Source organism: Nocardia sp. NPDC049737 (assembly GCF_040674755.1).
Lineage (GTDB): Bacteria > Actinomycetota > Actinomycetes > Mycobacteriales > Mycobacteriaceae > Nocardia.
The window spans coordinates 120959-139091 of record NZ_JBFANH010000028.1 but is presented as its reverse complement, the minus strand read 5'-3'; the positions used below and the strand labels follow the sequence as shown (position 1 = coordinate 139091).

Sequence of the window (18133 nt, the reverse complement as noted above, 5' to 3'; positions counted from 1 at the left end):
GTACTAATCGGCCGAGGACTTACCAACAAAGAAGCTACGCGTCCACTGTGCGGTATCTGAAACAACACACAGATCACCGAGAAGACAGACACGAGGAAACCCCCTTTCATGTTGGGGGTGGGTATCGGGTTTGGCTCTCTGTGTGGATAGTTTCATAGAGTTACGGCGGCTATAGCGGTGGGGAAACGCCCGGTCCCATTCCGAACCCGGAAGCTAAGGCCACCAGCGCCGATGGTACTGCACTCGACAGGGTGTGGGAGAGTAGGACACCGCCGGAACATCCTTCACGATAGGGGACCCAGAACTGGGTCCCCTATCGTCGTTTTTGTACCTATATCTATGCCGTGCTCGGGCCCGACCGCCGTCACGTGATTGAATTCAGGGGTTCGACAACCTCTGGCCGAACTCTAGAAAGGGGCCACCGTGTCGGAACAGAACGACGGCCGGAAGTCCTTCCGGCAAGGAGGCCCCGACCGCGATCGAGGCAGTGCCTCTCGCGGCTCTTCCGACCGAGGTGACTCCAGCGAACGGCGCGGTTTCAAACGTAGCGGCGACTCGACCCGAAGTGGCTCGAATGACCGCGGCGACTTCAACCGCAGCAACGATTCCAACGACCGCAGCTCCGGCGACCGCGGTGGTTTCAAGCGCAGCAGCTCCGGCGAGCGCGGCGACTCCGGAAGTCGTGGCGGCTCCAACCGCGGTGCCGATGATCGCGGCGGTTTCAACCGCGGCGGCGCCGGTGGTCGCAGTGGTTTCGAGCGCGGCGACTCCGGTCAGCGCGGTGATTCCGGTGAGCGTGGTTTCAACCGTGGCGGTTCGGGCGAGCGCAGTGGATTCAAGCGCTCCAGTGATTCCGGCGACCGCGGTGGTTTCAGCCGTGGCGGCTCCGGCGACCGCGGTGGTTTCAACCGGGGCGGCACCGGCGAACGCGGCGGGTTCAACCGCAGCGGCGATTCGGGCCGACGCGGCGATGCAGGTGATCGTGGTGGCTCGGGCGAGCGCGGCCGTTTTGATCGGGGCGATTCCAGCGATCGTGGTGGTTTCAGCCGTGGCGGTGATTCCGGTGAGCGCCGTGGCTTCAAACGCGGCGGCGATTCCGGACAGCGCAGTGACTCCGGCGATCGAAGTGGTTTCGGCCGTAGCGGTTCCGGGGACCGTAGCGGTTCCAACCGCGGTCCCGGCGACCGCGGTGGTTTCAGTCGCGGCGGTTCGGGTGAGCGCGGCGGTTTCAACCGCAGTGACTCAGGTGAGCGCGGTGGTTTCAAGCGTGGCGGTGACTCCGGTCAGCGCGGCGACGTGAACGAGGGCACCGGGTTCAAGCGACGCGATGACGCCGGTCAGCGCGGCGGTTTCAACCGTGGCGGTGACTCTGGTGGTCGCGGTGACTCCGGTCAGCGCGGTGGCTGGAACCGTGGCGACGACCCGCAGGATCGCCGTCGGGGTGGTGAAGGCGCACGTGCCGGGACCGGTTCGGCTGAGCGACGCGCACCGCGTCCCGAAGAACCCGATCTGCCCGATGACGTCCAGGCCACCGACCTCGAAACCGAGGTGCGCCGCGACCTGTTGAGCCTGGACAAGGGCAACGCCGAAACCGTGGCCCGGCATCTCGTGATGGCGGCCCGACTCATCGACGACGACCCGCGTCTCGCCTTGGCCCACGCACGGGCGGCGCGCCAACGTGCGGGCCGTATCGCCGTGGTCCGCGAAACTGCGGGCGTCACCGCTTACCACGCGGGTGAATGGGCCGAAGCCCTTTCCGAGTTGCGCACCGCCCGCCGGATGTCCGGCGGTTCCGGTCTGCTCGCCGTCATGGCGGACTGCGAACGCGGCCTCGGTCGCCCCGAGCGCGCCATCGAACTGGGGCGCAGCGATGAGGCCCGCGCCCTGCGCGGTGACGAGGCCACCGAACTCCGCATTGTGGTCGCCGGTGCCCGCATGGACCTCGGCCAATACGACCAGGCCGTAGTCACCTTGCAGACCTCGGACCTCGACCCCTCCCGCACCGGCTCCGCCGCCGCCCGCCTCTTCTACGCTTATGCCGACGCCCTGGTCGCGGCGGGCCGCACGGCCGAGGGACTCACCTGGTTCCTCAACGCAGCCTCCGCCGACCTCGATGGTGAAACCGACGCCGAGGAACGCGCCGAGGAACTGACCGGCGACGCCGAGCTGTAGGGCACAGCGGCTGGGACTCGACCCGAAGAGTTCGTCGACTCAGGTCGCACGTGCAGAAGGGATCCAGTCGGCCGCAAGGGCATGGAATGCGGGCGCAGGTGCCCGGGTTTTGTCGGAAGCGGCGGCACAGTTTCACGTCGGGCCTGTCCAACGAAGGCGTGGCTTCTGAGATTGTGTACGGCCCTGCCCAATATCCGCCAGTTCTGGTCTGCTCGTCGTCGGGGCTGACTGCGAACGCGGTCTCGGTCGTCGGCGAACGTCCATCGAAGTCGGCTGCGAGTCGCGGAAACACGGTGGTCGGTGTTGCGCAACACGCTGGCTATGCGACGTTGCACGTCGCGCTGGCAAATTCGAGTGTGTGCTCGAAATGGGCTTGCGGCATACGGTCGGTCGACGCCGTCATTTTTCCTGTCGGCGGACTGGCGTAGGGTTCGGGAAAGTGTCGGTCGGTTACGTGGAGTGAGAGTGGTGTGAAGCGGCTACGAGAGCGGTATGAAGCCCTGCTGCTGGATCTGGACGGCACGCTGTATCGCGGGCCCGAGGTGATCGAGGGCGCGCCGGAGGCGTTGGCGGATTCCGTTGTGGCACAGCGGCTTGTCTATGTCACGAATAATGCGAGTCGTGGTCCTGATGTGGTTGCGCGACATTTGGCCGAGCTGGGATTCGCGGCGGAAACCGATGATGTCGTGACCAGTGCGCAGGCCGCGGCACGGTTGTTGGCGGAGCGGCTCGATCTCGGGGCAACGGTGTTGATCGTCGGCACCGATGACCTGGCCAAGGAGGTCGAAGCGGTCGGGCTGCGTTCGATCCGGCGTTTCAATGGCGCTGCGCCCGCTGCTGTCGTACAAGGACATTCACCCGAAACCGCCTGGCCGGATCTCGCGGAGGCGGCCTACGCGCTGAGCGCCGACGCATTGTGGGTTGCCGCCAATACCGATAAGACGCTGCCGAACGAGCGCGGCCTCGCGCCCGGCAACGGTGCCATGGTCGCCGCGCTGCGCGCCGCCTCCGGCAGAGAGCCGGTAGTAGCGGGCAAACCCTATGCGCCACTGCTCGAGGACGCCTTGGTGCGCGCCGGAACGCGCAGCGCGCTGGTCGTGGGCGACCGCCTGGACACCGATATCGAGGGCGCCAACCGCGTCGGCCTCGAATCGTTGCTGGTCCTGACCGGCGTGAGCACCCTCGACGAACTACGCGACGCCCCGGCGGACCTGATCCCGACCTACGTCTCGGCGTCATTGGACGCACTGAACCATCCGCCGGTCGAGGACGAGGCGACCGACCTCGCCGACGACTTGGCGCAACGCTTACGGCGTAACCCGGGACGAGCCGTAAGGGTGCGGGCGTCCGGTTCGGAAATCCGATAGCGTTGACCTCACGATGACTACTCCGATGCCACGCCCCAACGGCCCCGGCTCCGGCTCGAACGGACCGCGCCCCGGCCCACCGCTGCCCGGCCAGCATCTGCCGGGTGCACAGGGACGCCCGGAGCCTGCCGATCCGACGCGGATCCGCGCCGAGATCGACAGTCTGCTCGCCGAACTCGACGCTCGTCCGGCCTGGACCGGCCTGGCGGCGCCCCCTCCGACAGACTCCGATTCCGGCGCCGATATCACCCGGCGCGCCCGCATCCTGGAGCAGGCACATGAGGTGCTCGTACAGGCACTGGCCACGGTGGACAAGATCTGAGGTGGCCAGGCGCGCGCGGGTGGACGCCGAATTGGTTCGCCGCGGATTGGCGCGATCGCGTGAACATGCGGTCGAGTTGATCGGTGCGGGCCGCGTCCTGATTGCTGGAACGGTCGCCGTGAAGCCTGCGACCGCGGTGGAGACGGGCACGCCATTGATCGTGCGTGAGGAGCCCGACGAGGTGTCGTGGGCGTCGCGTGGTGCGCACAAGCTGCTCGGCGCGCTCGAGGCATTCGAACCCCAGGGCTTGACAGTTGCGGGGAAGCGCTGTCTGGATGCTGGTGCCTCGACCGGAGGCTTTACCGATGTACTGCTTTCCAGGCAGGCGCGTGAGGTCGTCGCCGTCGATGTCGGTTATGGCCAGCTGATCTGGCGGCTGCAGAACGATGACAGGGTGCGGGTTCTCGATCGCACCAATGTCCGCGTCATCACCCCAGAATCCATCGGCGGCACGGTAGACCTCGTCGTCGGCGATCTGTCGTTCATCTCGCTGAATCTGGTGCTTCCCGCACTCGCGGCCTGCACCGCAGCGGGGGCCGACCTGTTGCCTATGGTCAAACCCCAGTTCGAGGTGGGCAAGGAGCGAGTAGGCTCCGGCGGTGTGGTGCGGGATCCCGAATTGCGCGCGGAAGTAGTGCGCGATGTCGCGGCGGCCGCCGCCGAATTGGGCTTGCGCACCGTCGGGGTGGTGGCCAGCCCGCTGCCCGGCCCATCGGGCAATGTCGAATACTTTGTGTGGCTGCGTAAAGACGGGCAGTTCGAGTACGACGGCGAGCAGGTCGCGCTGCTCGTCGAACGTGCGGTTGAGGAGGGTCCACAGTGAACGCGCTGACGCCGGCCGAATCCAGAGAGATTCTGCTGGTTTCGCATCCGGGCCGGGCGGAGATCATCGAAACCGCCCATCGCGTGGCGAAGATATTCGCAGATGCGGGCATCGGGCTGCGCGTGCTCGCGGACGAGGCGGACAGCACCCGATTCGACTGTGAGTCCGACACCGCGAGCGGGACAGCCGTCGCGGAACCGGGCGGATACCCGGCACGCGTGGTCGAACACTGCCCGGACGCGGCGGTCGGCTGCGAGATGGTGCTCTCGCTCGGCGGTGACGGCACCTTCCTGCGCGCAGCAGAATTGGCCAGGCCAGCGGGGGTGCCGGTGCTCGGAATCAACCTGGGTCGCATCGGTTTCCTCACCGAGGCCGAGGCCGAACACCTCGATGAGGCGTTGGCCAGCGTGGTCCGCGGCGACTACCAGCTCGAGCATCGGATGACCATCGACGTGAACGTCCGGGTGGACGACGAGATCGTCGAAACCGGTTGGGCGCTCAATGAAGCCAGTATCGAGAACGCCTCGCGTATGGGTGTGCTCGAGGTGGTCCTGGAGGTCGACGGGCGTCCGGTTTCGCAATTCGGCTGCGACGGCATCCTCATCTCCACACCGACCGGATCTACCGCCTACGCGTTCTCCGCGGGCGGCCCGGTGGTGTGGCCGGAACTCGAAGCGCTGCTGGTGATTCCGAGTAATGCGCACGCCCTGTTCGCGCGGCCGCTGGTGACCAGTCCGGAGTCCAGGATCGCGGTCGAATCCGTTGCGGCTGGCCATGATGCGATAGTTTTCCTGGATGGCAGGCGCACCCTGGCATTGCCGAAGGGGGGACGGCTCGAGGCGGTCCGCGGTGGCGAACCGGTGCGGTGGGTGCGGTTGGATTCCGCGCCGTTCGCCGACCGGATGGTGCGCAAATTCCAATTGCCCGTGACAGGCTGGCGTGGCCGACGGCGAACGGAGATCACACGTGCTGACAGAGATCAGGATTGACGGGCTTGGCGTCATATCCACGGCTACCGCGCAATTCCATGAGGGTCTGACGGTTCTGACCGGTGAGACCGGTGCCGGTAAGACGATGGTAGTGACCAGCCTGCACCTGCTCAGCGGGGCACGGGCCGATGCGGGACGTGTCCGGTTGGGTGCGGAACGGGCCGTGGTCGAGGGACGGTTCACCGTCGACGAGGTGAATACGACCGCGCAGAAGCAAGTGCAGGAAGTCCTGGAATCGGCTGCGGCCGAACGCGATGACGACGGCAGCATCATCGCGATCCGCACCGTCGGCAGTGATGGACGCTCCCGTGCGCATCTCGGGGGGCGCGGTGTACCAGCTTCTGTCCTCGCCGATTTCACCGCGCCGTTGTTGACTGTGCACGGTCAGAACGACCAACTGCGGCTGCAGCGTCCGGATCAGCAGCTGTCGGCGCTGGATCAGTTCGCCTCCGGTGCGGTCGGTTCACTGCTGCGTAAGTACCAGGTGCAGCGGCGATCCTGGCTCGACGCCCGCAATGAGCTGGTCGAACGTACTGCGCGCAGTAGGGAACTCGCGCTGGAGGCCGACCGGCTGAAGCATTCGCTAGCCGAGATCGATGCCATCGCACCGGAACCCGGTGAGGATGAGCGCATAGTCGACGAGGTGCGTAGGCTCAGCGATCTGGATTCGCTGCGTGAGGCCGCCGCGATCGCGCACGATGCCTTGGCCGGTCCCGCTGATTCGCCCGAAGACGGTTCGGGCGCACTGGAATTGCTCGGCGCCGCGCGTGCCCGCATCGAATCGGCCCACGATCCGGCACTGACCGCGCTCGGGCCGCGGCTCGATGAGGCCATCGCGGTGGTCGTCGATCTGACCACCGAACTCAGTGGCTATCTTTCGGATTTGCCTTCGGACCCGGGCGCTTTGGATTCGCTGCTCACCCGGCAGGCGGAATTGAAATCGCTGACCCGCAAGTACGCGCCGGATATCGATGGGGTGATCGCGTGGGCGGCTGAGGCGCGCACCCGTCTCGGTTCGCTCGATGTCTCCGAAGAGGCGTTGGCCGCGCTGGCGGCGGAGGTGGATATCGCCGCGGACCGCGTTTGTGAGGCAGCGCGCAAATTGACTGCGGCGCGTACCAAGTCGGCGGGCAAGCTGGCTTCCGCGGTGAGCGCCGAACTCGGTGGGCTCGCGATGGGTAAGGCGAAGCTCGAGGTCGTGGTGCGGCCGGTGCCCGCGAGTCCGCAGGATTCCGCGCCACTGACGGTGGATGGGCAGGAATTACATGCGGGTTCGACCGGTGTCGACGAAGTGGAATTCCGGTTGTCCGCGCATTCCGGCGCGCAGTCATTGCCGTTGAGCAAGAGCGCATCCGGTGGTGAGCTCTCGCGCGTGATGTTGGCACTTGAAGTGGTGCTCGCCAGTTCGGATCACGGCGCGACCATGGTGTTCGATGAGGTCGATGCCGGTGTCGGTGGCCGGGCCGCGGTCGAGATCGGCCGTCGGCTGGCACGGCTCGCGCGCACCCATCAGGTGATCGTGGTGACACACCTGCCGCAGGTCGCGGCATTCGCCGACACCCATCTCGTGGTGGACAAGTCCGATGACGGCAAGGGCAAGGTCAACAGCGGTGTCCGGGCATTGACCAAGGATGAGCGCGTCATCGAATTGGCCCGCATGCTGGCCGGTCTCGATGACACCGAAACCGGCCGAGCTCACGCCGAGGAACTGCTCGAAACCGCCCGCGCCGAACGCGCCCTCGCCTGACGGGGTCAGCGCAGGGCTTTTTGGGCGCCCTTGATGAACTGGTTGATGAGGTTCTTCAGGCCCAATTCCAGAACCTTCGCGGGAACGGGAAGGCTGGGCTCGGACTCCATCGTGTAGGAGACCAAGGTGCCGTTGTCGGCGTCGGTGAAGGTGATGGTGCCGACGTGCCGTTTCACCGGGACACCCTTGATGATCTTGTATTCCATCAATTCGCCGGGAACGAGCTTGGTGGTCTCCTCGACGAAGCCGACGCCGGCCTTGCCGATGAGGTATTGCGCACCGACGCCGTTCGGGGTGGGCGATCCGGGGGTCTTCAGGGTGAAATCGACCGGGATGTAGGGGTTGATGCCATCGCGCTCGGTGAAGAACTTGTAGACGACATCGCGTGGTGCCGCGATCACGGCGTCGACGGTGCTGCTGACCATGGTGTCTCCTCTTCGAGATATCTGTGACCCGCAGCATACGGGTACTGGTCGGTGCGCTCCCTGCGCGGCGTGGTGTTCGTGTTATCACAGTGACGAATGTGATTGGTGATGCGGCGCGCCTCCACCAATGGTTGAGGGTTTGCGGCCAGGATCGGCCCCATGAAGATGTTGGCGTTGTTGTCGAAGAGCACCGAGGTGCTACCCGGGCTGACCGGGGTGGCTCGGGTTGACCGCAACACCAGGCGTCTGCTGAAGCGGGTCGGGCCCGGTGATGTCGTAATACTCGATGAGATGGATCTGGATCGGTTCACCGCCGATCGGTTGGTCGAGGCGGGCGTGGCCGCGGTGGTGAATACTTCGCCATCGATATCCGGTCGCTACCCCAATCTGGGACCGGAAGTATTGGTCGCCCACGGAATCCTGCTGCTGGACACTGTCAGTTCGGATGCCTTCCGGATCAAGGACGGCACCAAGGTCCGCATAGACGAGGGCGTCGTCTACTCCGACAAGCTGGTCAAGAAGGAGCCCGAGGTCCTGGTCACGGCCATCCAGCTGACCGAAGCCGATATCGCCGAGCGGATGATCGCGGCGCGCAACGGCCTCGCCGACCATCTGGAGGCATTCGCGGGCAACACCATCGAATTCATTCGCACCGAGAGTGCGCTGCTCATCGACGGTATCGGGGTGCCGGAGCTGGAGCTGGACATGAAGAATCGGCATGTGGTCGTGGTGGCCGACGGCCCGGACCATGCGGACGATCTCAAGCGACTAAAGCCGTTCATCAAGGAGTATGCCCCGATCATGGTCGGCGTGGGCCGTGGCGCGGACACCTTGATGAAGCAGGGCTACCGCCCCGATCTGATCGTCGGCGACCCGGACGACATCACCACCGCCACCTTGAAGTCCGGTGCCGAGATGATCCTGCCCGCCGATACCGATGGCCACGCCAAAGGTCTGGAGCGCATCCAGGATCTCGGCATCGGCGCGACGACCTTCCCTTCATCCGGCGCACCTGCCGACCTGGCCCTGCTGCTGGCCCACCATCACGGCGCATCGCTCATCGTGACCGCCGGTGCCGCCGCCTCACTGGACGATTTCTTCGACCGCGGTCGCCGCGACAGCAATCCGGCGACCTTCCTCACCCGACTGAAAATCGGCACCGAACTCATGGATGCCAAGGCCGTCGCCACGCTCTATCGAAACCGGGTGTCCGGCACCGCCATCGCGATGGTCGTACTCGCCGCCCTGGTCGCGGTGATCGTGGCGATGCTCGCCTCGAATATGGGGACCGAGGCAGTGGAGTGGGCCGCCGATACCTGGAATCGGTTCGATCTCTGGGCACGCGGCCTAGCCGGTGCGGGAGGCAACCGATGATTTCGATTCGGCAGCATGCGGTTTCGATTGTCGCGATCTTCCTGGCCCTCGCCCTCGGCGTGGTGCTCGGGTCACAGACCGTGGCGGCGGACCTGCTGTCCGGATTGCGCGCGGATAAAACAGATCTGCGCAAACAGCTCGACGTGACCAACGATCGGAACCGGCGCCTCGGCGATGAAATGAATGCCGCGGACCGATTCATCGCCGGATCGGCGGGGCGCATCCTCGGCGGCACGCTGACCGATCGCAGCGTCGTGCTGTTCACGACCCCCGATGCCGAACCCGCCGATGTCGAGGCCGCCGCAAGAGATCTGGAAACCTCGGGGGCCACCGTGACCGGCCGCATCGCACTCACCGATGCCTTCCTCGACGCCGCCGAGGGTGACCGGATGCGCACCGCGGTCACCAATGTCATTCCCGCGGGCGCGCAGCTGCGCACCGGTCAGGTGGATCAGGGCAGTATGGCGGGGGATCTGCTCGGCCTGGTGCTGCTGCTCGATCCGGCGAGCGCGCAACCGCGCAGCACCCCGCAGGAGTTGAGTCTGGTGCTGGAGACGTTGCGCGGCGGCGGGTTCCTCGCCTACGGCGACACTCCGACGCAGGTCGCGGATCTCGCCGTGGTCGTCACGGGCGACGGCGCGAAGTCCGGCGAGAACAGTCAAGGCAGCAATATCGCCCGATTCGCGGGCGCTCTGCGTGGGCGCGGTGCTGGTGTGGTGCTCGCGGGTCGGTCCGGCGCCGCCGACAATCCGGGCCCGCTCGCGATCATTCGTTCCGATGCCGCGCTGGCCACGGCCGTCACCACCGTCGACAATCTCGATCGCGATATCGGTCGCGTCACCACCGTGCTCGGCCTGAGCGAGCAGCTCAACGGCGGTGCGGGCCGATACGGAACCGGCACCAAGGCGACCTCCCTCACACTCGTCGCGCCGCCCGCGAGCTGATCCGCTCGACCCGCACTGCCCCGTGCTGCGAACATGGCGCACGGACTGAATCCGATCAATGGCAGCGACTCGGTGGCAAACGTGCGTGGTGTGTGATCAGACCAGCAATTTCGTGTTACCGTGAAGACCCGTGGGTCATACACGGAATCAGGCGCGAACGGCCACGAAGCACATCTTCGTCAGCGGTGGTGTCGCCTCCTCATTGGGTAAGGGTCTTACCGCCTCCAGCCTCGGTCAGTTGCTGACCGCGCGCGGACTGCGGGTGACCATGCAGAAACTCGACCCGTACTTGAACGTCGATCCGGGCACCATGAATCCGTTCCAGCACGGAGAAGTGTTCGTCACCGAAGACGGCGCGGAGACCGATCTCGATGTCGGCCACTACGAGCGGTTCCTCGATCGCGACCTGTCCAAGGACGCGAATGTGACTACCGGGCAAATCTATTCGTCGGTGATCGCCAAGGAGCGCCGGGGCGAATACCTCGGTGACACGGTGCAGGTGATCCCGCACATCACCGATGAGATCAAGAGTCGCATCCTGGCGATGCAGGGCCCGGATCTACAGGGGCAGGTGCCCGATGTGGTGATCACCGAAATCGGTGGCACCGTCGGCGATATCGAATCGCAGCCGTTCCTCGAGGCCGCGCGCCAGATCCGCCACGATGTGGGCCGGGACAATGTGTTCTTCCTGCACGTATCGCTGGTGCCCTACCTCGCGCCATCGGGTGAGCTCAAGACCAAGCCGACCCAGCATTCGGTGGCGGCGCTGCGCAATATCGGTATCCAGCCCGACGCGCTGATCCTGCGTTGTGATCGCGAGGTGCCGCAGGCGCTCAAGAGCAAGATCGCGCTGATGTGCGACGTGGATGTGGACGCGTGCATCTCTACCCCGGACGCGCCGTCGATCTACGACATCCCCAAGGTGCTGCACCGTGAGGGCCTGGACGCCTATGTAGTGCGCCGGCTCGGGCTGCCGTTCCGGGACGTGGACTGGACCGTGTGGGGTGATCTGCTGGATCGGGTGCACCAGCCGCGGGAGACGGTCGAGGTCGCACTGGTCGGCAAGTACGTCGATCTGCCCGATGCGTATCTGTCGGTGACCGAGGCGTTGCGCGCGGGCGGATTCGCCTCGCGGGCCAAGGTGAATATCCGCTGGGTGCAGTCCGATGAGTGCGAGACCCCGGCGGGTGCGCAGGCCGCACTGCGCGATGTGGACGCGGTGCTGATTCCGGGCGGGTTCGGTATCCGCGGTATCGAGGGCAAGGTCGGCGCCATCAAATATGCGCGGATCAGGGGGCTTCCGCTGCTGGGCCTGTGTCTGGGTCTGCAGTGTGTGGTCATCGAGGCCGCGCGTTCGGTCGGTCTGGCGGAGGCCAATTCGGCCGAATTCGAGCCGGACACACCGCATCCGGTGATTTCCACCATGGCCGATCAGAAGGAGATCGTCGCCGGTGAGGCCGATCTCGGCGGCACCATGCGTCTCGGCGCCTACCCGGCGACGCTGCAGAAGGGGTCGGTGGTAGCGCAGGCCTACGGCACCGACCAGGTCTCCGAGCGGCACCGGCATCGCTACGAAGTCAACAACGCCTACCGCGACAAGATCGCCACCAGCGGTTTGAAATTCAGTGGTACCTCACCGGACGGGCATCTGGTCGAATTCGTCGAGTTGCCTGCGGATAGGCATCCGTTCTTCGTGGCCACCCAGGCGCATCCGGAGCTCAAGAGCCGCCCCACCCGGCCGCATCCGCTCTTCGCGGCGCTGATCGCGGCGGCACTGAAATATAAACTGGCCGAGCGGCTTCCGGTCGATATCCCGGACGAAGAGTTCGCGAACGCAGATCAGGCGTCGTAGATGAGTGATAACGGGGGAGCCCAGCCGGGCAGCCACGATTTCGAGACCGTGGCGAGCAAGACCATGTACAGCGGTGCCATCCTCGCGTTGCGGCTCGACCAAGTGGCCATGCCGGGCGGACGCGTCGTCGAGCGCGAGGTGATCGAACATCATGCGGCGGTTGCGGTCGCGGCCATCGATGATGCCGACAATGTGGTGTTGATCAGACAGTATCGGCATCCGATCGGTCAGCGGCTGCTCGAGCTGCCCGCCGGACTGCTCGATGTGCCCGGCGAGGATCCGCTGGCTGCGGCCAAGCGTGAATTGGCCGAGGAGACCGGACTGGCCGCCAGGGAATGGTCGGTCTTGGTGGATGTCGCGCTCTCGCCCGGATTCACCGATGAGGCGCTGCGGGTATACGCCGCTCGGGGCCTGTACGAAACCGACCGGCCGGAGCCGGAATTGGAGGAGGCGGACCTGGAATTGGTCCGACTGCCGGTGGAGGAGGCTGTGCGGGCAGCATTGGCCGGTGAGATCGTCAATGCCACGGCCGTCGCCGGTCTGCTCGCGCTCGCGGCCGCCAGGGCGAGCGGGGCGCAGTTGCGACCGGCCGAAGCGCCATGGCCGGGGCAGCCCACCGCGTTCCTGCGCCGCAAGGTGCAGCGGCAGTCCGCGGACTGACGGGTCTGGGCGGTGCTCGCACGGGAGGTGGACGCCTACCTCGATCATCTTGCGGTCGAGCGCGGCGCCGCCCGCAACACCCTCGGTGCGTACCGTCGCGATCTCGATCGGTATCGGGATTTCCTGACCTCGCGCGGGATTACGGCGCTGGAACAAATTTCCGAATCCGATGTCGCGGAGTTCACGATGGTGCTGCGGGCGGGTGGGCAGACGCACCCGCCCCTTGCCGCGAGTTCGGTCGCTCGTGCGCTGATCGCAGTGCGCGGGCTGCATCGCTTCGCCGCGGCGGAGGGCGTGACGAGTACCGATGTCGCACATGCGGTGAAGCCGCCGACACCCGGACGGCGGTTGCCGAAAGCGCTGCCTTACGACCAGGTGTTGCGGTTGCTGGAGGCCGCGGGGGGCGGGTCGATCGGTGATGCGAACGGGGCCGGAGCCGATGGTGGGCCGCGCGGATTGCGTGATCGGGCGCTGCTCGAGCTGTTGTATTCGACCGGGGCGCGGATTTCGGAGATGGTCGGACTCGATGTGGACGACCTCGATGCCGAGGAGCGGGCTGTTGTATTGCACGGCAAGGGCGGCAAGCAGCGCATGGTTCCGATCGGCAGGCCCGCGCTGGCGGCCGTCGATGCGTATTTGGTGCGGGGGAGGCCGGTGCTCGCCGTGAACGGGAAAGGGACTGCGGGCGCGCTGTTTCTGAATGCACGCGGCGGTCGGTTGTCACGGCAGAGTGCCTGGCAGGTTTTGCAGACCGCCGCTGAGCGGGCTGGTATCGGAGCCACGGTTTCGCCGCATACGCTGCGTCATTCCTTCGCAACGCATTTGCTCGACGGGGGTGCGGATGTGCGCGTGGTTCAAGAACTTCTGGGACATGCTTCGGTGACGACCACTCAGATCTACACATTGGTCACTGTGAACACGCTTCGTGAGGTTTGGGCCACCGCTCATCCGCGCGCTCGCTGACTCTGTGCCTTGCGCAGGATTTTGCGCGCCGAGTTCGGGTTAGCCCGACGGATCCGTGTGCGGTGTACAAAACGTGCGCAGAGCGTATCGACCGGGAAGAAATGGGACTACGGTCCGGTTGTGTTGGATGCGGGATCGGGTGGTCTCGGCATGCCGATGTGAGGTGAGTTGGATGGCAAGGGCTTTCATCGTTCAGGAGCGCGATGTCGAGGCGGTATCGCTGCCCGGCGGCGGTTCGTTCCAATTGCTCGAGGACAGTGTGAACACCGACGGGCTGTTCGGAGCGAATCGGCTTGTCCTGCAGGCTGGCGCGGATGGGACCAGGCCGCACCATCACACGAAGTCAACGGAAATCTTCTATGTCCTGGACGGGACAATGGAATTCCTCGTCGACGGCGAACGTCATGCGGTCGCGAAGGGTGGTCTGGTGGTGGTTCCGCCGGGTATTGTGCATGCCTTCGGGGCCTCCGTGGACGGTCCCGCCGAGTTCTTCGCGGTACTCACACCAGGTATCGTCCGGTTCGAGTACTTCCGGCAACTCGGTCGTATCGCTCGGGGTGAGGCGGATTGGGACAGTATGGATGAACTCCACGATCGGTTCGACGTCCATTTCGACGGCGGACCGGATTGGCGTTAGGGGAGCGGATGCCCGCGCAGGTAAACGCGGGTGTCGCGTGTCCGAGCGTGGGTCTTGCGCTGTCAAGCGGTAGCGTCTATCGAGAGCTGGACCGTGCGAAAGTTAGGTCGGGCCTGATCGGCCTCGCTACGCTCGGGCAGATGATGCCGGAGGCGGCGAAGGCAACGGGCAGGAACGTATAAGGAGCAGCGGATCGTGACGACAGCCGGTGCGGCAGAGCCGCCGATGAGTGCTGGGGCGCAGCCGCTTACGGGTCCCCGAACGGGTCCGTACTCGGCAGCCGCGGCGGAAACGCTGTGGGGCGACGGCGCCGAACCCGTCCCCGAGGACGCGACGCTCGGTCCGACCGGGCGCCCGCTGCGTGTCGTGCCCGAACCTCCGCCGATCGAGCATCACGGTGATGCGCTGATCGTCGCGATGTGCAATCAGAAGGGTGGCGTCGGCAAGACTACCTCGACCATCAACCTGGGCGCCGCGCTCGCGGAGTGCGGTCGGCGGGTGCTGTTGGTGGATCTGGATCCGCAGGGTGCGCTGTCGGCGGGATTGGGTGTGGCCCTTCACGATCTCGATCTGACCGTGCACAGCCTGCTTATCGGATCCAAGGTCTCGATCGACGATGTCCTGATGGAGACCCGGGTCGAGAATCTGGATCTGCTGCCGAGCAATATCGATCTGTCCGCCGCGGAAATCCAACTGGTCAACGAGGTCGGCCGGGAGCAGACGCTGGGTCGCGCGCTGGAATCGGTGCGTGATCGCTACGACTACATCCTCATCGACTGCCAGCCATCGCTCGGCCTGCTCACGGTGAATGCGTTGGCCTGCTCCGATGGCGTGATCATTCCGATGGAGTGCGAGTACTTTTCACTGCGCGGACTCGCCCTGCTCAACGACACAGTGGAGAAGGTGCGGGACCGCCTGAACCCGCGGCTGAGCCTGTACGGCATCGTTGTGACCATGTTCGATGCGCGGTTACTACATTCGCGTCAGGTCATGGCGCGGGTCGTCGAGGTATTCGGCGACCTGGTGTACGACACGGCGATCATGCGCACCGTGCGCTTTCCGGACGCCAGCGTCGCAGGTGAGCCCATCACTACGTGGGCACCGAAATCCAGTGGAGCCGAAGCATATCGGGCGATGGCGCGGGAAGTCATCCACCGGTCCGGCCGGTGATCGGCGGTACTGAACCGGCACCATCGACGAACACGGATACGCTCGGCTCGGAGTCTGATGAGTTCGTCGATCGGGACTCCGACGCCGAGCGTGCCGCTTCGACCGCGGATAATCCGCCAGGCAGAACTGGCGCCGAGGGCGAGCCGACGGCGCAGACATCCGGGTTCCAGCTGCGGCTGAGCAACTTCCAGGGGCCGTTCGATCTGCTGTTGAATCTGATCAGTTCGCGCAAGCTCGATGTCACCGAGGTCGCGTTGCATCAGGTGACTGACGAATTCATCGCCTACACAAAGGCATTGACCGCCAGCATCGGGCAGCAGGCATTGCGTGCGGACAAGATCCTGGATCAGACTACCGAATTCCTGGTGGTCGCCGCGACATTGCTGGATCTCAAGGCGGCGCGACTGCTGCCATCCGGTGAGGTGACCGACGCCGAGGACCTCGAACTGCTCGAGGCGCGCGATCTGCTCTTCGCCCGGCTGCTGCAGTACCGGGCGTTCAAACAGGTCGCTGAGTTGCTCGGGGAGCTGGAAGCGGTCGCGTTGCGGCGATACCCGCGCGCGGTCGGACTGGAGGAGCGCTACGCCGACCTGTTGCCCGAGGTTACGCTGGGAGTTGACGCAAACCAGTTCGCTGTGATCGCCGCAACGGCTTTCCGGCCGCGCCCGGCGCCGCGGGTCGGACTCGACCATCTGCACCAGCACGCCTTCTCGGTCGCCGAACAGGCCGCGCTCGTGCTCGAACAGCTCAAACTGCGCGGACCGGGCGGCTGGACGACCTTCGGCGAACTGGTCGCCGACTGCGAGATGCCGATCCAGATCGTCGCCCGCTTCCTGGCGCTGCTCGAGCTGTACCGGGGCAAGACGATCGAGTTCGACCAGCCCGACCCGCTCGGCCCGCTCTCGATCAGCTGGACCGGCGACCCCAAGGACGACACCGCCGACACCGTGACCATCGAGGAGGACTACGGGTGAGTGAGCGCACCGACGATGCGACACCCCTCGAGCACAACGGCATCGAGCGTGACGCCGCGATCGCGAGCGAGCTGGTCGATGGTGGTGCACCGATCGCGCAGAGCGACGACGCAGTAGGCGCGAGCGCGGTGAAGTCGCGTGACGAGGTGGCATCGTCGAGTGGTGAGCGCATCGAAGCCGCGCCAGATACGACAGCGCCAGGAACCGATGGCGGTGCCGCGGATTCGAGCGGCGACGACGCCGGGGATGCGGCGACCTCGAGCGACCCTGGACCAATTGAGACTGTAGGCAGCGCAATTGTCGACCGGGATTCCTCAGACACGGCTGAGCCGGGCCAGGGCGAGCAGGCATCGGTCGGAGTCGAGGGCGCCGCAGGACGCACCGATGCGCCGATGACGAGCGGTGGGGGCGAGGAACCCGCAGCTTCGGCAGGTGCGACCGTAAACAGTCCATTCGACGAGGCGAATTCCTCGGGCCCGGCCGAGTCGAACAGCAGCGAGCGGGCAGCGCCGAATGATGAGGATGACGCAGGCGTAGCGGGAGGAGCTGGCGAGACACCGCTGACCAGCGGTCGGGGCGCGGCGGCCGCAGGTTCGGCAAGGGTGAGGAAGGCCGCGCGTGCGACGAAGAGCAAAGAGATAGCCGGTTCCGACGACGAAGTGGCGGAGTTCACGCCCGAACCGCTCGATGACGATGAATTCCGGTCGGCGTTGGAGGCGGTGCTGCTCATTGTGGACGCTCCGGCCCCGGTAGAACTGCTGGCCGACGCGTTGCAGGACAAACCGGTGCGGGTGGAGCGGGCGCTGCACGAAATGGCGGCCGAACTGTCCGCGCGGGCCAGTGGCATCGATCTGCGTTTCGTGGGTGACGGGTGGCGCTTCTATACTCGCAGCGAGTATGCGCCGTATGTGGAACGGATGCTGCTCGACGGTGCCCGGTCGAAATTGACCAGGGCCGCTTTGGAAACATTGGCGGTGGTGGCATACCGCCAACCGGTGACCCGGACCAGGGTCAGCGCGGTGCGCGGCGTGAACGTCGACGGCGTGATGCGAACCCTGTTGGCTCGCGGATTGATCGCCGAGGCCGGGGTCGACCCGGAAACGAACGGCACGCAGTACTGCACGACCGAATTGTTCCTGGAGCGGATCGGACTCGCATCGCTGTCCGATTTGCCGCCACTGGCGCCCCTGCTGCCGGGCGTCGACCTGATCGATGAGATCAACGAGAGCCTGGACACGGACCCCCGTTACACCAGGCTGAGGAAATCCGCCGAGACCGATTTGGATCTCGGTACCGAAGAAGACTGACAGGACAATATGAATACGCCCGCTCGCCGAGATGGCACACCGGATCGTAGGACCAGAAGCGACCAGCCCCCCAGGGGCGGCGCAGGCCGAAACGCACGCGATATGCGTTCAGCCCAACGGGGAAGTACGCAGCGCGGGGCCGCATGGGGCGGTTCCGAGCGCGGCTCCTCGCAAGGGGGTTATCGGGGGAGTTCAGAAGGTAGCGATCGTGGTTACCGCGGTTCGTCGCAGGGCGAACAGCGTGGCTCCTCGCGTGGCGGCTACCGCGGAACCTCGCAGGGCGACAGTGGCCATCGTGGCTCGTCGCAGAGCGATAGTGGATATCGAGGTTCCGCCGAGCGCGGCTCCGATCGACGTGGCACGTCGCAGGGTGGCTCGGGTTATCGCGGTTCGTCGCAGGGCGAGAG

18 protein-coding genes and 1 rRNA gene are annotated in these 18133 nt (G+C 65.7%); 17 read left to right on the top strand and 2 right to left on the bottom strand.

What is annotated here, in order from left to right:
- Positions 1 to 161: 161 nt before the first annotated feature.
- The 8 genes from rrf to recN all read left to right on the top strand — a co-directional run bounded on the left by rrf (position 162) and on the right by recN (position 7420).
- Positions 162 to 278 (top strand): 5S ribosomal RNA (gene rrf / locus AB0J47_RS32050).
- A gap of 422 nt (positions 279 to 700) precedes the next feature.
- Entirely contained in the window at positions 701 to 1300 is a 600-nt protein-coding gene (locus AB0J47_RS32045; protein ID WP_364354580.1) for a hypothetical protein, read from the top strand.
- Positions 1297 to 2172 (top strand): hypothetical protein, encoded by an 876-nt coding sequence (locus AB0J47_RS32040; RefSeq protein WP_364354577.1) that lies wholly within the window; start codon positions 1297 to 1299, stop codon positions 2170 to 2172. Before AB0J47_RS32045 ends, AB0J47_RS32040 begins: the two co-directional genes overlap by 4 nt.
- Positions 2173 to 2642: 470 nt before the next feature.
- The gene (locus AB0J47_RS32035) at positions 2643 to 3539 is read left to right on the top strand and encodes an HAD-IIA family hydrolase (protein ID WP_364354573.1); all 897 of its coding nucleotides are present in this window, start codon (positions 2643 to 2645) and stop codon (positions 3537 to 3539) included.
- Between the two features lie 13 nt (positions 3540 to 3552).
- Positions 3553 to 3861 carry a hypothetical protein gene (locus AB0J47_RS32030; protein WP_364354570.1) on the top strand — a complete coding sequence of 103 codons (309 nt, stop codon included), beginning with the start codon at positions 3553 to 3555 and terminating at the stop codon, positions 3859 to 3861.
- Position 3862: 1 nt separating this feature from the next.
- A complete protein-coding gene (locus AB0J47_RS32025) occupies positions 3863 to 4684 on the top strand; it encodes a TlyA family RNA methyltransferase (protein ID WP_364354567.1) in 822 nt (273 codons plus the stop codon).
- Positions 4681 to 5673 (top strand): NAD kinase, encoded by a 993-nt coding sequence (locus tag AB0J47_RS32020; RefSeq protein ID WP_364354564.1) that lies wholly within the window; start codon positions 4681 to 4683, stop codon positions 5671 to 5673. Before AB0J47_RS32025 ends, AB0J47_RS32020 begins: the two co-directional genes overlap by 4 nt.
- Positions 5651 to 7420 (top strand): DNA repair protein RecN, encoded by a 1770-nt coding sequence (gene recN / locus AB0J47_RS32015; protein WP_364354561.1) that lies wholly within the window; start codon positions 5651 to 5653, stop codon positions 7418 to 7420. Before AB0J47_RS32020 ends, recN begins: the two co-directional genes overlap by 23 nt.
- Positions 7421 to 7425: 5 nt before the next feature.
- On the opposite strand, the gene AB0J47_RS32010 is transcribed toward recN, so the two are convergent.
- Positions 7426 to 7845: an SRPBCC family protein gene (locus AB0J47_RS32010; protein ID WP_364354558.1), complete on the bottom strand. Its 420-nt coding sequence runs from the start codon at positions 7843 to 7845 to the stop codon at positions 7426 to 7428.
- Positions 7846 to 8004: 159 nt separating this feature from the next.
- Between AB0J47_RS32010 and steA the strand changes: the two genes are divergently transcribed.
- The 9 genes from steA to scpB all read left to right on the top strand — a co-directional run bounded on the left by steA (position 8005) and on the right by scpB (position 17726).
- Complete coding sequence (steA, locus tag AB0J47_RS32005; protein WP_364354555.1) at positions 8005 to 9219, top strand: putative cytokinetic ring protein SteA; 1215 nt, start codon at positions 8005 to 8007, stop codon at positions 9217 to 9219.
- Positions 9216 to 10163, top strand: coding sequence for a copper transporter (locus AB0J47_RS32000; RefSeq protein ID WP_364354553.1), 948 nt, complete (start codon positions 9216 to 9218; stop codon positions 10161 to 10163). Before steA ends, AB0J47_RS32000 begins: the two co-directional genes overlap by 4 nt.
- 130 nt (positions 10164 to 10293) lie before the next feature.
- On the top strand, positions 10294 to 12015 hold the full coding sequence (locus tag AB0J47_RS31995; protein WP_364354550.1) for a CTP synthase: 1722 nt from the start codon (positions 10294 to 10296) through the stop codon (positions 12013 to 12015).
- Positions 12016 to 12675: an NUDIX hydrolase gene (locus AB0J47_RS31990; protein ID WP_364354547.1), complete on the top strand. Its 660-nt coding sequence runs from the start codon at positions 12016 to 12018 to the stop codon at positions 12673 to 12675.
- A gap of 12 nt (positions 12676 to 12687) precedes the next feature.
- The gene (gene xerD / locus AB0J47_RS31985) at positions 12688 to 13638 is read left to right on the top strand and encodes a site-specific tyrosine recombinase XerD (protein ID WP_364354544.1); all 951 of its coding nucleotides are present in this window, start codon (positions 12688 to 12690) and stop codon (positions 13636 to 13638) included.
- 172 nt (positions 13639 to 13810) lie between these two features.
- Complete coding sequence (locus AB0J47_RS31980; RefSeq protein WP_364354541.1) at positions 13811 to 14275, top strand: cupin domain-containing protein; 465 nt, start codon at positions 13811 to 13813, stop codon at positions 14273 to 14275.
- Between the two features lie 225 nt (positions 14276 to 14500).
- A complete protein-coding gene (locus tag AB0J47_RS31975) occupies positions 14501 to 15445 on the top strand; it encodes a ParA family protein (RefSeq protein WP_364354598.1) in 945 nt (314 codons plus the stop codon).
- A 170-nt stretch (positions 15446 to 15615) separates the two neighbouring features.
- On the top strand, positions 15616 to 16419 hold the full coding sequence (locus tag AB0J47_RS31970) for a segregation/condensation protein A (RefSeq protein WP_364354595.1): 804 nt from the start codon (positions 15616 to 15618) through the stop codon (positions 16417 to 16419).
- 659 nt (positions 16420 to 17078) lie between these two features.
- Positions 17079 to 17726 carry an SMC-Scp complex subunit ScpB gene (gene scpB / locus AB0J47_RS31965; protein WP_364354592.1) on the top strand — a complete coding sequence of 216 codons (648 nt, stop codon included), beginning with the start codon at positions 17079 to 17081 and terminating at the stop codon, positions 17724 to 17726.
- A 192-nt stretch (positions 17727 to 17918) separates the two neighbouring features.
- On the opposite strand, the gene AB0J47_RS31960 is transcribed toward scpB, so the two are convergent.
- Positions 17919 to 18133, bottom strand: a 215-nt coding sequence (locus tag AB0J47_RS31960) for a hypothetical protein (RefSeq protein WP_364354538.1), incomplete at its 5' end; no start/stop codon positions are given.

Bases quoted from the DNA above. Each gene is read 5' to 3' on its own strand.
- AB0J47_RS32030 (WP_364354570.1), top strand. From the start codon at position 3,553: ATGACTACTCCGATGCCACGCCCCAACGGCCCCGGCTCCGGCTCGAAC.
- AB0J47_RS32010 (WP_364354558.1), bottom strand. From the start codon at position 7,845: ATGGTCAGCAGCACCGTCGACGCCGTGATCGCGGCACCACGCGATGTC.
- steA (WP_364354555.1), top strand. From the start codon at position 8,005: ATGAAGATGTTGGCGTTGTTGTCGAAGAGCACCGAGGTGCTACCCGGG.
- AB0J47_RS32000 (WP_364354553.1), top strand. From the start codon at position 9,216: ATGATTTCGATTCGGCAGCATGCGGTTTCGATTGTCGCGATCTTCCTG.
- AB0J47_RS31990 (WP_364354547.1), top strand. From the start codon at position 12,016: ATGAGTGATAACGGGGGAGCCCAGCCGGGCAGCCACGATTTCGAGACC.
- AB0J47_RS31980 (WP_364354541.1), top strand. From the start codon at position 13,811: ATGGCAAGGGCTTTCATCGTTCAGGAGCGCGATGTCGAGGCGGTATCG.
- AB0J47_RS31975 (WP_364354598.1), top strand. From the start codon at position 14,501: ATGAGTGCTGGGGCGCAGCCGCTTACGGGTCCCCGAACGGGTCCGTAC.